Below are 14,786 nucleotides of genomic sequence, written 5' to 3' on the forward strand. Positions count from 1 at the left end.
GCGGCAAAAGATGATTTTTCAACGGGTGTTGAGTCAACTACAATACCCCGCATGTCGCATCTCCCTCCCCTCAGCGCATTGCGGGCTTTCGAGGCGGCTGTCCGCCTCGGCGGGTTCGCGCGCGCGGCAGTCGAGCTGAACGTGTCGACCAGCGCGGTCAGCCACCAGATCCGCGCGCTCGAGGAATCGCTCGGCGCGCGGCTGCTCGAACGCAGCACGGGGCTCGGCGGCATCAGCCTCACGCCGGCCGGCGCACGCCTGCTGCCGGCCGTCAGCGATGCGCTGTCGCGCCTGACCGACGCCTGTGCCGAGATTCGCGGCACCGCACAACGGCTGACGGTTTCCGCCAACGCGCCGTTTTCGGCAATGTGGCTCGCCCGCCGCCTCGCGGAATTCTCGTCGCTTCATCCCGACACGCCGCTGCATGCGGTCGTGCTCGACGACGAGCCGGATTTCGCGCGCAGCGGCATCGACCTGGCGATCGTGCACGTGCCCGCGCACCGGCTGCGGGCCGACGACGACGTGCTGATGCGGGAGACCGTGTTCCCGGTCTGCAGCCCCGAACTGTTTCCGTACGCATCGGGGTACGTGTGCCGCTCGCGGCTGCTGCAGGAGATGCACGAGCACAGCCCCGAGATCGACTGGCGCAACTGGGCGTCGGAATTCGGCTTGCCGGGCGACTTCGAGACGAAGATCGTCCGTTACAGCAGCTTCAGCCAGGTGATCGGCGCGGCGGTCGGCGGTGCGGGCATCGCGCTCGGCCGCATGCCGCTGATCGAGCCCGACCTGCGCAGCGGCCGCCTGGTGCCGTTGAAGCCGGGCATCGAACGCGCCGCGTCGTGGCGCTTCGTGCTGCGCCGCAACCCGTCGACGCGGCACCGGCTGCTCGATCCGCTGATCGCGTTCCTGCGCCGCGAAGCGGAAGCGCAAGCCGCGCCGGTCGCAGGCCCGATCGTTGCGCGCGCATCCAACGACAGTCTCGTGCGCGGCACGGGCGGCGCGACCGGCAAGTAACGCGCGGGCCTCGCCCGCATGCGCCGCTTACGGCGCGGCGAAGAACAGCGCGACCACGCACGCCATCCCGCCGAACCACACGAGCGAGCGCAGCGACGCCCAGTTCAGCAGGTACATCAGCATATACACGACGCGCAACGCGACGAATGCCATCGCGAGCTGATCGACGCGATGCACGTTCGCGCCGTTGTGCCACGCGACCACCAGCGCGGCCGTGAACAGCGCGAGCGCCTCCCATGTGTTCTGGTGCGCGGCCTGCGCGCGGGCGCGCCAGCCTTCGAGCTTCGCCAGGTATTCGCGCGGCGCGTGGTTGTCGTAGCCCTTGCGGGCCTTCGCGAGAAACGTCATCGGGAACGGCAACAACGCGACGATGAACAGGCACAGCTGGGACGTCGTCATCAAAAGTCTCCTCCTTTATGATTACATTGATCAATGACAAGATCGCCGAGAGCTTAGCATCGCGTCGTGCCGTTCGCGCACCGGTTTTCTAGACGGGAGACTCGGCTGCACGGGCCGCCGGCAGCCGCGGCGAGCCTTGTGCGACACCTCAAATTCCACCAAATCATCGACAAATACGTTAATTAAAACTGGTCGAACACCAATAAGATAGCGTTCAACACTGGCCTGACGCACTATCGCGCCAGCCTGCCGTTTCCATCCGCGCGCCGCGCCCCGAACGACATCCGATCCGAGACATCGCCATGCCCCGTCCCATCGTCGCCCATATCCGCCCCGACGCCGTCCGCCACAACCTCGACTTCATTCGCCGCACCGCCGCGCAATCGCGCGTGTGGGCCGTCGTCAAGGCCAACGCATACGGCCACGGGATCGAGCGGATCTACCCGGGGCTCGCTGCCGCCGACGGCATCGCGCTGCTCGATCTCGACGAAGCGGTGCGCGTGCGCGAGCTCGGCTGGGACAAGCCCGTGCTGCTGCTCGAAGGGATCTTCGAGCCGGCCGACGTCGAACTGGCCGATCGCTACCGGCTGACGGTAGCCGTGCATTGCGACGAACAGCTCGACCTGCTGATCGCGGCTAAGCCGCGGCAGCCGATCGACATCCAGCTCAAGATGAACTCCGGGATGAACCGGCTCGGCTACCGGCCCGCCGCTTTCCGTGCCGCATGGGAACGCGCGGCGAACGCACCGTCGATCAGCAAGATCACGCTGATGATGCATTTCGCGAACGCCGACGAAGGCGAAGTCGACTGGCAGCTCGACCAGTTCGATGCGGCCACGGCGGGGATTCCGGGCGAGCGCTCGGCGTCGAATTCGGCCGCCGTGCTGTGGCATCCGCGCGCGCACCGCGACTGGGTGCGGCCCGGCACGATCCTGTACGGCGCCTCGCCGACGGGTGCGGCGCGGCATATCGCCGATACGCCGCTGATGGCCGCGATGACGCTGTCGAGCCGGATCATCGGCGTGCAGACGCTGTCACCGGAAGAAACCGTCGGCTACGGCCGCCGCTTCACGGCCGAGCGGGCGATGCGGATCGGCGTCGTCGCGTGCGGCTACGCGGACGGCTATCCGCGCGACGCGCCGACCGGCACGCCGATCGCGGTGGACGGCGTGATGACGCGCGTCGTCGGCCGCGTGTCGATGGACATGCTGACCGTCGACCTGACGCCGTGCCCGAACGCGGGCATCGGGTCGAGCGTCGAGCTGTGGGGCGACCAGGTGAAGGTGGATGACGTGGCGGAAGCCAGCGGCACGATCGGCTACGAGCTGATGTGCGCACTCGCGCGTCGCGTGCCGGTCGTGATCGTGCCGCCGGGTGCGTCGAGCGCGCAGCCCGCGCTGCGCACCGGAAGCTACGGACGCTGACCGGCGTCGATGCGGCGGCGTGCCCTCGCGCCGCCTTGTGTACTGCTTCGGTGATGGCTTCGGTTGCGGCTCGCCTCGGGCGGCCCGCTTGCGTTTCCGGGCAAGCAACAGGCGCGCGTTGCCGCCCTTCCCGCTTCGCTCGACACGCGCGTTCGTCAATGCACTACGAGCGCCACGTCGGCTTGCGCTTCTCGAGAAACGCATCGATGCCTTCGCCCGCGTCCTCTTCCATCATGTTGCGCGCCATCACGTCGCCCGCGTACGCGTAGGCTTCGTCGAGCGGCAATTCGCGCTGGCGGTAAAACATCTGCTTGCCGTAGCGAACCGCGGCCGGGCTCTTCGCGACGATCTCCGCAACCTTGCGCGCGACGGCCGCATCGAGCGCGTCCTCGGGCACGGCCTCGTTGACGAGCCCCCACGCGGCGGCCGTCGCCGCATCGACGAAGCGCCCGGTCACGAGCATGTCGAACGCGCGCTTCGCCGTGACGTTGCGGCTCAATGCAACGGCCGGCGTCGAACAGAACAGCCCCACGTTGATGCCCGATACCGCGAAGCGCGCGGTGTCGGCCGCGATCGCCAGGTCGCACGCGGCGACAAGCTGGCAGCCGGCCGCCGTCGCAATGCCGTGCACGCGCGCGATCACGGGCACCGGCAACGCACGCATCGCGAGCATCACGCGGCTGCACTGCGCGAACAGCGTGCGGTAGTAGTCGAGTTCGGGCTTGCCGCGCATCTGCCGCAGGTCGTGGCCCGCGCAGAACGCCTTGCCTTGCGCGGCCAGCACGACGCAGCGCACGTGCGGATCGGCCGCGAGCGACTCAAACGCATCGTGCAGGCTCGCGAGCATCGCCTCGGACAACGCGTTGAACTGCTGCGGCCGGTTCAGCCGTAGCGTGACGACGCCGTCGTGCGCATCGCGCAGCAGGATCGGCCCGGCAGTCTGTTGATCGGATTCCATGATGTTCCGCTCGATGGGGTTCGGCAGGAGTCGATGCGGCGCGAACGGGCGGCCGATGAGGCACGCACGCTCACGGCACCGTGACGATAAATGGTCCTCCACATTCCGCGCGGCGTCCAGTCGCGCGGCCGCACGTGCGTGCGCGGTGGTCTGCGTACCGCCGTACCCGCGTGCGGACCACGCGATTCGCGCGTCAGCGGCCTCGCTGCGCGGTTTTCGCCGTGCCGGCCGTCCGCGCGGCAACGGCGGCCGTCGCATAGGCGACACAACCGACCGCCGCGACCGCCCACAGCGCGGCGGTCGGATTCGGCAACAGCATCGTCGCGGCGCTGGCGATGGCCACGCCGAACAGGCTTCCCGCCTGTCGCGCCGCATTGAGGAATCCCGACGCCACGCCCGCCGCGTCCGCGGGCACCTGTTCGAGTACGGTCGCGATCATCGGCGCCACGGACAGCGCGGTCCCCGTGCCGAATGCGGCCATCGCCGTCCAGGCCACCGGCCACGGCGCGCGCAGCGCAAGCGCGGCCGCGAGCGCCGGAATGGCCAGCGCCGCCATCCCGAGACCGTTCGCCATCAGCCGGGCCGGGTGCACCCGCCCCTGCAATTTTCCGGACAACAGATTGCCGAGCGACAGGCTCAGCGCGAACGGCAACAGCGTCAGCCCCGTCTGCCGCGCGCTCATGCCGAGGCTCCCGTGCAGGTACAGGCTCAGCACGAACAGCAAGCCGAAGTAGCCGACATAGACGAGGCTGCCCATCAGGTTCATCGCGACGAAGGTGCGATTGCGAAACCACGCCAGCGGAACCATCGGATCGCGAACACGCCGCTCGATGACGACCAGCGCGGCGGCGGCGAGGCCGGCGACCAGCAGCGCGCACCGGACTTCCGCCGCGCCCGGGCCGCGCGTCGGCAGTTCGATCACGGCGAAACACAGCGCGCCGAGCGCCATCGCCCCGACACACTGGCCGGCCCAATCGAAGTGGCGCGTTTGCCGCGCGACCGACGCCCGGACGAGTACGGCCGCCCCGGCAAACGCGACCGCGCCGGTCGGCACATTGATCAGGAACGCACTGCGCCAGCCGAAATCGTCCACGAGGATGCCGCCCAGCACCGGCCCCACGGCCACCGCAACCGACGCGATGCCCGCCCAGACCGCAATCGCCCGCGCCCGCTCGGCAGGCACGTCGAAGGTGCCGCGCACGACCGCGAGGGACGCGGGTAAAAAGAGCGCGGCGCCCATGCCCTGCACGAATCTCGCGGCCACGAGGACGGCCACGGACGATGCGAAGCCGCATCCCGCCGATGCGGCGACGAACAGCGCCAGCCCCGCGAGGTAGACGTGCTTGGCGCCGAACCGATCGGACAGCGCGCCGCCCGCGAGAATCAGCGCGGCGAAGCTGAGCGTGTACGCGTCGACGATCCACGCGAGCGCCGCGACCGTCGCACCGAGACTCGCGCGCATCGCCGGCAGCGCAACGTTGACGATCGTCGTATCGAGTACCGCCATGAACATTCCGATCGCGACCAGCGCAAGCGTGAAGCGGCGTTCGCGGGCCGTCGGGCGGCCCGCTGCCATGACGGGTACGGGAAGGGAAACAGGCGTGCAATCGGGCATGAAACCTCCAGGCAGATGCCGGGAGTCTAGAAACGGCACACGATGCAGAAAAGTGATAATTTCGCATTTGCCTGATGCAGATATGCATCTCCACTGCCTGCCGCCACCCTGCCCGATGACACTGCCGACCCGCATGAACTGGGACAACGCCCGCTTCTTCCTGGCCCTCGCGCGCACCGGCACGCTGCGCGGCGCCGCGGCGCAACTGAACGTCGATCAGGCGACGGTGGGGCGTCGGATCGCCGCGCTCGAAGACGAACTCTCGGCCCGCCTGTTTCTCCGAACGCCGGCCCTCTATGTGCTGACGACCGCCGGCGAAGCGTTGCTCGAGCCCGCCGAAACGATGGAACGGGCGTCGCTCACGATCGAGCGGCGCGTGATGGGCCTCGACGAGCAGCTTGCCGGGTCCGTGCGAATCGCCACGACCGACACGCTCGGCAAGCGCTTCGTGATTCCCGCCATCGCCAGCTTGCGGCGCAGGCATGCCGGCATCGACGTCGTGTGCGTGACGTCGGCCGAAATCGCCAATCTCACGCGCCGCGAAGCGGATCTCGCGATTCGCACGTTGCGGCCGGAATCGCCGGACCTGATCGTCAGGCGGCTCGGGCATCTCGAAACGGGCATCTACGCGTCGCGCCGCTACCTGGCCGAGCGTGGCGAACCGGCCGCGGGCAGCGCGTTCGAGGGACACGATCTGGTGATGTACCAGCAGCCGGTGGTGCCGACGATGTGGGACGCCCTGTGCGGCGAATCGACGTCGCGCGGCCGCGTGATGTTCCAGACATCGTCGACGATGATGCTGGTCGAAGCCGCCCTTGCGGGGCTCGGCATCGCGGAGCTGCCGTGCTTTCGCGCGGAAACCGAGCCGGAACTGGTGCGCCTCATGCCCCGACGATGCAATCATTTCGACGTGTGGCTCGTCGCGCATGCCGATCTGTACAAGACCGCACGCGTGCAGGCGGTGATCGAAGCCGTCGTCGACGAATTCGCGAGCGTCGCGCCGTCAGGCCGGTAACGAACGCGCTACGGCTTCAGCGCGCGGCCGGGATCCGCCTGCCGCGCCATGCGCGCACGCCCGACCGCAGGTGGCCGACACCGACGAGAAAAAAGACGGCACCCATCGCGCCGAAGGTCAGTACGCCGCCCCAGATCCCCCCGAACGTATTCATTCGCGCCGTCATCTTCGGTGCGTCGGGCAGATAACGCACCTCGACGCTCGCGCCGTCCTGCACGCTGACCGCGCCGCCCTGCGCGTATTCGACCCGCTCGCCCGCGAGCGTCGTGAACGCGATCTCCGGATGATGCGGCCCCGCGTTCAGCTTGACGACGCGCCCCGGCACGACGACCGACGCCTGCAGGAATTCACGCATCGACCGCGCGTACAGCGCAGTGCCGATCAGCAGGCACGTGCCCGCGACGGTGAAAACGACGCCCTTCGCGATCAGCATCTCCGTCTGCTGCGCGGCACTGCGGCCGGCTCCGAACGCCATCGCGCTCGCCTCAATGACGCGACTGATAGAACGACACGTCGATCCTCGACGGCGTCTTGCAGCGATACATCACGCCGCGCCCCGTTTCGTCGGTCACGCCTTCGTACGGACCGTTGCAGCCGGTGACCTTGTACTGCGCGAACGGAATGCGCTGGCCGTCCTGCGGCCGGACCAGCACCGGGATGCGCGCCGTCGGGCCGTCGCCGATCGTGCGGACGAGCACCATGCGCGACGCATTGATCGGCGCGGCGGAACGCATGTAGATCGTGCGCCCCCGCGCGTCGGTCGTGCCTTCGACTTCGAGTTCCCGGTTGTCCTGGGCTGCGCGCGTGTAGAGCGCGAACGCATAGCGCGTGTACGGCAGCGCCTGCTTCGTCGCGGGATCGTGCAGCACGAAGTAGCACCCGTAGACGCCCCTGCCGCCGATGGCCTGCCCGTCGGCCTGCACGGGGTGGCACGTGTACGACGAACCGTCGCCGACGGCCGCCTGTTGCGGATTCTGCTGCCCGGTGCCGGCGCACCCGCTTGCCAGCGCGGCCGCCAGCGTCGCGCATGCGCCGCGTACGAGCGCTGCCCGATCGATCTTGATTGTCATCGGAGGGGGTCCCGTTCCTGATGGTTGGTCCTGAATGCCGGGCGTGCCGCGCAGGTCGCGCGGGCACGCCGCCCTCGGCATCGGGCAGGATACGGACATCGCTCCGCGCTGTAAATTGCGCGCGCGGCCGGCCGCGCCGCGCGGCTACCCGCCGCTCGCGACGCGCGCGATCGTCTGCCGCAGCCAGAGGTGCGCGGCGTCGCCGTGCCGGCGTTCATGCCAGTGCTGCGCGAACTCGAACGAATCGATCGGGAACGGCGGCTCGAACACGCGCAGGCGCGCGTCGTCGCGCACACGGTCGAGATTGCGGCGCGCGACGGTCAGCACGAGGTCGGTGCCGGCGATCAGGTCGTTGGCCACGCCCCAGAACGGCAGGATCACCGCGATGTGCCGCTCGCGCCGCAGCCGCGCGAGCGCGCGATCGACTTCGTTGTCCATCCCGTCGCGCATCGCGACGAGCGCATGCGGCCGCGCGAGCCACGCATCGAGCGCGAGTTCGCCGCGACGCGGCAGGCGGCTCGCATCGGCCATGCACGCGAACGATTCGACGAACAGCGGCTGCGCGTGCAGGTCGCGCTGCACCGCGGGCAGCACGCCGAGCGCGAGATCGACCTCGCCGTCCATCAACTGCATCCGCATCGCCTCGCGCGTGCCCTGCGACACGATCAGCTCGATGCCCGGCGCGTCGGCGCGCAGCGTCTTCACGAGCGCCGGCAGCACGATCCGCGCGCCGTAGTCGGACATCGCGATGCGAAACACGCGCGTGGCCGCCGACGGATCGAACGCCGGCGGCTCGATCAGCGCGCCGAGCCGGCCGAGGACGTCGTTCAACGGCTCGACCAGCTCGTTCGCGCGCGCGGTCAGCTCCAACCGGCCCGCGCGCCGCACGAGCAGCGGATCGCCGAAGATTTCCCGCAGCCGCGCGAGCGCGTGGCTGACGGCCGGCTGGCTGCGGTGCAGCCGGACGGCGGTGCGCGAGATGTGCTTTTCGCTCAGCAGCGCATGCAGCGTCACGAGCAGGTTCAGGTCGATGCGGGCCAGATTATTCATGAAAGGAATATGAAGCATCCGAAGAACGAATTTCCATTCGCGATCTTAATGGATAACAATCATTTCAAATTTCTTTCACGATGGACCACGATGACGACTTCCCTTTCCTTCGCCACCCTTCCGCTCGCCGTCGCGGCCTTCGTCGCGGGCGCGCTCGTGCCGCTGCAAGGCGGCAGCAATGCCGCGCTCGGGCGCGCGCTCGGCCACCCGCTGTGGGCGAGCGTCGCGTCGCTGACGGTCAGCCTGCTGGCAGTGCTGCCCGTGCTGCTCGCCACGCGTGCGAACGCGCCGCTGATCGGCGACGCGCTGCAGCGCCCGCTGTGGATGTGGCTCGGCGGCCTCGCGGGCGTGATCTACATCACCCTCGCGCTGATCCTCACGCCGCGGCTCGGCGCGACGACCTTCATCGTCTGCGTCGTGGCCGGCCAAATGCTCGCGTCGCTGCTGATCGACCACTACGGGCTGATGGGGCTCGCGCAGCGGCTCGCGACGCCCGGGCGCATCGCGGGCGTCGCGCTGATCTTCGCGGGGATGATCGTCGTGCAGTGGCAAACGCCCGCGCCGCGCGTGCCGGCCGCCGCCGGCGACGTGGCGGCCGTGCAACCCGAGCCGCAGCGCTGAGCGCTGCAGCCGACCGTGGCCGCGTGCGTGGCCCGCTGCGCGTCAGCCCGCGAGCTTCTTCAGCGCGTCGAGCACCGCGTCGCCCTTGAACGGCTTCACGATCCAGCCCTTCACGCCGGCCGCCTTGCCGCGCTCCTTCATCGCCGGGCTGCTTTCGGTCGTCAGCATCACGACGTTGACCGTCGCGTTCGCCAGTTCGCCGCGGATCTTCTCGACCATCGTCAGGCCGTCCATGTTCGGCATGTTCACGTCGCTGATCACGAGGCGCACGCCGGGCGTCGCCTTGAGCTTCGCGAGCCCGTCCTTGCCGTCGACGGCCGTCGCGACGTCGAGCCCGTGATTGCGCAGGAATCCCGCGACTTCGTCGCGCACCGTGCCAGAATCGTCGACCACCAGAATCTTTGCCATGTCGTATTCCCCTTCCTTTCGTTGTTGCTGACTTCAATCGTCAAAACAGTTCGAGCTCGCCCGACTCGACCATCGGCCCGACGTCCTGCACCGATTCGCGGAAATCCTCCGGCGACCAGCTCAGGCTGAACACGAAGCGCTGGTCGAGACAGACGGCGCGCCCCGATGCCGGGTCGGTCATCCGGTACTTGAAGCAGAGCTGCGGGCAATCGCCGCCGAACGAGATGAACTTCTGCTTGTGATTGACGACGAGCGGCACCTGCACCGGATGGCGCGCGAGTGCCTCGGCGTCGCCGAGATAGCGGTTCTTGAACGCGCCCCACACGAGGTTGGTCAGCTCGCCGAGCACGCTGTTCACGTCGCGGAAATCCGGCGCGCGGCCGGCGTCGCGCGTGCCGCCGAGCATGTCGAGCAGCGGCTGTTCGCTCGTCTGCAGCAGCATGTAGCCGCGGCACCATGCGCTTTCGAGCGCGATCAGGCTGAACACCTCGCCGAAGATGATCTGGTCGCGCACGATGCACGGCGTTTCATGCTCGATCGTCATGCCGGGAAACAGGCTGTCGATGCGCGCCTCGGTGATCTCCGAGATGCCGCGCACGAGCGCGTTCGGGTAGTCGCGGCCGAACAGGTATTCGTCGACCGCGCGCTTGAGCGGCGTCATGTCGTCGGCGACGTAGGCCGCGCACGCGACGCGTGCCAGCGCGTCCGGCAGCCCGTCGCGCGACGCGAGCGATTCGCGGCGCAGGATGATCGGCAGCTCCGGACGCAGCGCGTCGATCTGCGTCGCGATGATCGCGCTCTCGGCCGGCGAGCCGCCGTAATCCTCGGCCAGCAGGATCGCGCCGAGGTCGATGTTCGAGCGCAGCACCTTCAGCAGCCGGTTGCGCCGCACGGTCAGGCCGACCAGGTTGTGCTCGTCGCAGAAACGCTTGATCGCGTCGGCGTGCGCGCGGCTGTCGTCGAGCACGAGCACCTTGCTGACTGGCTTGTCGAGGGTCATTTCAGGGTTCCTAAGTGTGGATCCGGGTCGATCGGGGTCGATCAGAACAGTTCCAGCTCGCCGCCGGTTTCCATCACCGCGGTATCCGGCACGTGGAAATCGACCGGCGCGTTCGCGCACACGCACAGCGTCGCGCCGATCCGCACGTCGCCGTCGAGCGTCAGGTCGTAGGACGCCACGTGATCGGGGGCCAGCGCGGGCAGGTAGTCGATGCTCGCTCCGCTCAGCAGGTACGGCGTCGACATGCCCAGGTCGGGAAACGGCACGGTCAGCGCCTGGTTGATCGCGCCGCAACACAGGTTCGCCACTTCCATGAACGCGTCGGGCAGCGGCCGAGCATTGTTCGTACTTGCGGTCGCGCCGACGAAATGGCGGCGCGTCGCGTCGTCGTCGCTGAAGCGCAGCGCGAGCAGCAGGCGGAAATGGAGCGCCGAGATCGTCAGCACGGCGACCTGTTCGGAACCCTTCTGCTTCGCGCGCGACTTCGCGTGGGCAGGATCGTGCCCGTCTTGGGCGGGGCCGGCGGCCGGACGGATGTCGCACGTGCCGCCGGACGCGAGCCGCGTGCGCGCCGCATCGAAGAAGATTCGCTCGAAGCCCGTTTTGGCCTGCGCGCTGATCACGCCGCGCCTCCTTCGATCCGCGCATGCAGTTGCCCGGCCAGCGTCTCGACGGTCGCGAGCGCCGCCGTGATCATCTTGCCGCCGGCCTGGATGTCCTGGAACGTCGCGGCCGTCACGAGATCGTTGCGGTTCAGGCTGTCGCGATAGCTGTTCGACAGTTGCTGCGAACGCGCGGCCAGCCCGCGCACCTCGCTCGCGACGATCGAGAAGCCGCGCCCGGCCGTGCCGGCGCGCGCGGCCTCGATCGACGCGTTCAGCGACACGATCGACACGTGCGCGACGATCGCCGACAGCTCCTGGTTCTTCGTGCGCATGTCGTGGTTCTGCGTGGTCAGCGAGATCATCTGCTCGTGCCAGCGCTCGAACGTGCCGGCCAGCCCGCGCAGACGCGCGGCTTCGTCGGCGATCTTCAGCACGTGCTGCGCGAGCGCCGCGCGATCGGCCGACAGCGCCTGCAGCGCGTCGCGCTGCGCGCCGGCCGCCGACGCCTCGCGCGCCAGCGCATCCTCGAGCTGCGCTTCGCGCTGCGCCCACGCGTCGGCCGCTTCCGCATGCGCGGCCACCGCCTCCGCCGCACGCGCTTGGGCCGCGTCGAGCGCGCCGCGCAACGTGTCCGCGTCGTGCTCCAGCGCCGCGACGAGCCGCTTGAGCGTCACGCGAAACACGACCGCCGCCACGATCGCGACGACTGCACCGCCCGCCAATGCGGCGGCCACCTGAATCATCCACGCCTGCACGATCACGTCGTCACTCCGCCGCGCCGATATCCGCGCTGCGCGCATGCTCGTGCGCGATGCCCTGCGCGGCACCGTCCGCCGCGAAGCGGGCCGGCAACGACACGATCGTCTCGAACGCGCGGTACGGCGCGCCGACGCGATCGTCGGTGAAGCGCAGCGCGATGTCGCCGCCGTCGCGCTTCAGGAAGCTGCGCACCGCATCCATGCCGACGCCGCGCCCCGACACTTCGGTCACCGTGCTCGCGGTCGAAAAACCCGGCCGGAAGATCAGCTCGGCGACCGCTTCGTCCGACAGCGCCGTTTCATCGCCGGCATCGATCCAGCCGCGCTCGCGCGCGATGCCGCGAATCCGGTCGAGCGCGAGGCCGCGGCCGTCGTCGCTCAGCACGAACCACAGCTCGCCGCCGCCCACGCCGACCGCGATGTCGATCGTGCCGGATGCCGCCTTGCCGGCCGCGCGACGCTCGTCCGACGATTCGATGCCGTGGTCCATCGAATTGCGCAGCAGATGCATGAACACGTTCTTCAGCGTCGCGACGATTTCGCTGCGCACGCGGTGGCCGTGGCTGTCGATGTGCACGACGGGCGCCGGCTTGCCGAGCTCGGCCGCGAGCGACGGCAGCGATTCGATCACGCCGCCGAGCGCGTCGCCGATGCCCTGCGTGCCGAGCTGGATCAGCATGCGGCGCACGGCATCGCGCGCCGCGTGCCAGTCGGACGCATTCGCCGGATCGGCGCCGTCGAGCACGCGCAAGCTCTCGCGGATGTGCGCGCGTTCGACCATCATGAAGTCGGCGCCCTGCACCGCTTCGCCGCTGCGGCCGAGCGTGACCGCGTTGATCGTCGCGTAGTGCTCGACGGCCTCGCGCACGCGCGCGAGGTCCTCCATCAGCGCATCGCGGTTCCACTCGGGGCCGCCGTCCGCGCGGCGCAGCGAGTCGTACGCCTGCTCGGCTTCGTGGACGATGTTCGTCAGATGCTGCAGGCTGTACGTGCGCGCATTGCCCTTGATCGTGTGCATGTTGCGGAACAGCGCCGCGACGATCGAGTGATCGGCGCGCTCGTGCTGGCGGATCATCCGCTCGTTCTCGCTGAGGAAGCCCTTCGCGCTGTGCACGAAGTCGTGGAACTTGTCCTGGCTGATCGACAGGATCTCGCCGATCATCTCGAGGCGGCGCTGCTGCTCGCCGGCCTGCGCGGTCAGCTCGCGAATCTCGGTCACGTCGCGCACGCACAGCATCAGGCGCACGACGGTGTCGGTCTCGTCGGTGATCGCCGACCAGCTCAGGTCGAGCCACTTGTCGCGGCCGTCCGGCATCCGTTTCGCGACTTCGTTCACGAGCAGGTGCTCGTTGAACGCGAAGTTCATGCTGTCTTCGCCGAGGCACGCGTGCACGGCCGCGTCGACCTGCGAGCGCGCGTCGGCGCCGAGGTTCGAATCGTCGAACACGAGCGCCATCAGGTCGCGGCCCGCGATGTCGTTCGTCTCGAAGATGGTTTCGAGGTACGCCGAATACTCCGCATGCACGACGCCGCCTTCGACGACGGTCATAATCCCCTGCTGCATGTTCTGCAGCATCGCCTGGATGTCGGCCGTCTTCTGCTTGAGCTGCGCGGAGTTCTCCTGGATCTTCTCGATCATCCCGTTGAACGCGACGATCGAATGGCCGATTTCGTCCATCCGGCCCACCGGCACGCGGCGCGTGAAATCCTGGCTCGTCGCGATCTCGCTCATCGCCGTCTGCATCCCGATCAGCGGGCGCGTGATCTGGCGATACAGCAGCAGGCCGAGCGCGGTCAGCAGCACGATCACCGTGCCGGCGACGCCCGCGATCGCGGTCGCCGTCGTCGAGAGCATGCCGTTCAGCGCGCTGATCGCGTCGTCCTTCTGGCGGTTCTTCTCGACGCGCAGCGTGTCGACGATGCTTTCGAGTTCGTCGCGATACTGCGCGACGTTCGCGAACAGGTACGCCTGCGCCATCTCGGGCTTGCCGTCGGCCTTCATCTTCACGGTGTCGTCGATCGCCGCGAAATAGTTCGCCGCGCTGTCCTTCGCCTGCGACACGAGCCCGACCTGCGCGTGGCCCACCGCCGATTTCGCCTGCACGTCGAGCGCGGCGCGCAGCGCAGCCTGCTTCGCCTTCAGCTCGTCGCGCGCCTGGGCGGCGGTGTTCGCATCGGGCGCGTAGACGAGCGTCATCGTCGCGATCTGGATGTTCTTCACGTCGGCGACGAGATCGGCGGACGCGAGCGCGCTCGGCACGATTCCCTGGGTGACCTGACGCACGTCGGACGCACTCTTGCGGGTCTGGTACACGGCATAGATGCCGATCGCGGACAGCGCGAAGAACGTCAGGACGACTAGCAGCGTAATGCGATGACGGATGGTCATGAGTACAGCTCCCCGCAGCGATCCGGCTTCGATCGCCCTCTGGTCTATTGAAAGAATGTGAGCGGCGAATTATCGGGGATGGTGTATGACGTTCCGATGACCGGAAATCAATCGTTCATTGATAAAAATGCAATTAATAATTGCGAATGAAAATCCCTAAAGTTTTTCAGGAATCTGCCGTTAACCCGCTGCCTCAAGGCTTCGGACGGCGCTGCGGCACCCCGATGAGCTTCCTGGATACGGATAATTATTTTTAATTATTTGATCCGCGAATTAACCGCAATCGGGTTTTCGCAAAACGTTTGCGCATTATCGGCGAATCCATGCGAATTCGCGATTGGTTCGTGGTCGTCGGGTGATTCGACCCACGCTTGAAACGATACCGCCCGCCCCGGCGCGACGCGCGACGCTGCATCACGTCGCATCGCCGCCCCGGGGCGGGCGGGACCGGCCAACTACC

Annotated in this window: 15 protein-coding genes; 4 read left to right on the plus strand and 11 right to left on the minus strand. The window is 68.3% G+C overall.

What is annotated here, in order from left to right; genetic code table 11:
- Positions 1-51: 51 nt before the first annotated feature.
- Positions 52-1,014 carry a LysR family transcriptional regulator gene (locus HWX08_RS05800; protein WP_069259633.1) on the plus strand — a complete coding sequence of 321 codons (963 nt, stop codon included), beginning with the start codon at positions 52-54 and terminating at the stop codon, positions 1,012-1,014.
- A 27-nt stretch (positions 1,015-1,041) separates the two neighbouring features.
- Here HWX08_RS05800 and HWX08_RS05805 read toward each other — a convergent pair whose 3' ends face one another.
- The gene (locus HWX08_RS05805) at positions 1,042-1,413 is read right to left on the minus strand and encodes an MAPEG family protein (protein ID WP_069259632.1); all 372 of its coding nucleotides are present in this window, start codon (positions 1,411-1,413) and stop codon (positions 1,042-1,044) included.
- Between the two features lie 302 nt (positions 1,414-1,715).
- Between HWX08_RS05805 and alr the strand changes: the two genes are divergently transcribed.
- Complete coding sequence (gene alr / locus HWX08_RS05810; RefSeq protein ID WP_174922078.1) at positions 1,716-2,837, plus strand: alanine racemase; 1,122 nt, start codon at positions 1,716-1,718, stop codon at positions 2,835-2,837.
- A gap of 163 nt (positions 2,838-3,000) precedes the next feature.
- Here alr and HWX08_RS05815 read toward each other — a convergent pair whose 3' ends face one another.
- Complete coding sequence (locus tag HWX08_RS05815) at positions 3,001-3,795, minus strand: enoyl-CoA hydratase (protein WP_174922079.1); 795 nt, start codon at positions 3,793-3,795, stop codon at positions 3,001-3,003.
- Between the two features lie 193 nt (positions 3,796-3,988).
- Positions 3,989-5,410: an MFS transporter gene (locus HWX08_RS05820; RefSeq protein ID WP_174922103.1), complete on the minus strand. Its 1,422-nt coding sequence runs from the start codon at positions 5,408-5,410 to the stop codon at positions 3,989-3,991.
- Between the two features lie 133 nt (positions 5,411-5,543).
- On the opposite strand from HWX08_RS05820, the gene HWX08_RS05825 reads away from it, so the two are divergent.
- Positions 5,544-6,425, plus strand: a complete 882-nt coding sequence (locus HWX08_RS05825; protein WP_069261119.1) for a LysR family transcriptional regulator — start codon at positions 5,544-5,546, stop codon at positions 6,423-6,425.
- Between the two features lie 16 nt (positions 6,426-6,441).
- On the opposite strand, the gene HWX08_RS05830 is transcribed toward HWX08_RS05825, so the two are convergent.
- The 3 genes from HWX08_RS05830 to HWX08_RS05840 form a co-directional block, all read right to left on the minus strand.
- Positions 6,442-6,900, minus strand: coding sequence for a DUF3592 domain-containing protein (locus HWX08_RS05830; protein WP_174922080.1), 459 nt, complete (start codon positions 6,898-6,900; stop codon positions 6,442-6,444).
- Between the two features lie 10 nt (positions 6,901-6,910).
- Complete coding sequence (locus tag HWX08_RS05835) at positions 6,911-7,495, minus strand: hypothetical protein (RefSeq protein WP_174922081.1); 585 nt, start codon at positions 7,493-7,495, stop codon at positions 6,911-6,913.
- A gap of 144 nt (positions 7,496-7,639) precedes the next feature.
- Positions 7,640-8,545: a LysR family transcriptional regulator gene (locus HWX08_RS05840; RefSeq protein ID WP_069259626.1), complete on the minus strand. Its 906-nt coding sequence runs from the start codon at positions 8,543-8,545 to the stop codon at positions 7,640-7,642.
- Between the two features lie 90 nt (positions 8,546-8,635).
- On the opposite strand from HWX08_RS05840, the gene HWX08_RS05845 reads away from it, so the two are divergent.
- The gene (locus tag HWX08_RS05845) at positions 8,636-9,166 is read left to right on the plus strand and encodes a DMT family transporter (RefSeq protein ID WP_069259625.1); all 531 of its coding nucleotides are present in this window, start codon (positions 8,636-8,638) and stop codon (positions 9,164-9,166) included.
- 42 nt (positions 9,167-9,208) lie between these two features.
- Here HWX08_RS05845 and HWX08_RS05850 read toward each other — a convergent pair whose 3' ends face one another.
- The 5 genes from HWX08_RS05850 to HWX08_RS05870 are packed head-to-tail and all read right to left on the minus strand — an operon-like array spanning position 9,209 to position 14,326.
- Positions 9,209-9,574, minus strand: coding sequence for a response regulator (locus HWX08_RS05850; RefSeq protein ID WP_031401467.1), 366 nt, complete (start codon positions 9,572-9,574; stop codon positions 9,209-9,211).
- Between the two features lie 40 nt (positions 9,575-9,614).
- Positions 9,615-10,574: a chemotaxis protein CheX gene (locus HWX08_RS05855; protein WP_069259624.1), complete on the minus strand. Its 960-nt coding sequence runs from the start codon at positions 10,572-10,574 to the stop codon at positions 9,615-9,617.
- Between the two features lie 41 nt (positions 10,575-10,615).
- Complete coding sequence (locus HWX08_RS05860) at positions 10,616-11,197, minus strand: hypothetical protein (RefSeq protein ID WP_174922082.1); 582 nt, start codon at positions 11,195-11,197, stop codon at positions 10,616-10,618.
- Positions 11,194-11,922, minus strand: coding sequence for a methyl-accepting chemotaxis protein (locus HWX08_RS05865; RefSeq protein WP_174922104.1), 729 nt, complete (start codon positions 11,920-11,922; stop codon positions 11,194-11,196). Before HWX08_RS05865 ends, HWX08_RS05860 begins: the two co-directional genes overlap by 4 nt.
- Before the next feature lie 22 nt (positions 11,923-11,944).
- Positions 11,945-14,326 carry an MCP four helix bundle domain-containing protein gene (locus HWX08_RS05870; RefSeq protein WP_174922083.1) on the minus strand — a complete coding sequence of 794 codons (2,382 nt, stop codon included), beginning with the start codon at positions 14,324-14,326 and terminating at the stop codon, positions 11,945-11,947.
- Between the last annotated feature and the right edge of the window lie 460 nt (positions 14,327-14,786).

The sequence above is a fragment of the Burkholderia metallica genome (assembly GCF_902832845.1).
In the GTDB taxonomy this organism is placed as follows: Bacteria; Pseudomonadota; Gammaproteobacteria; order Burkholderiales; family Burkholderiaceae; genus Burkholderia; species Burkholderia metallica.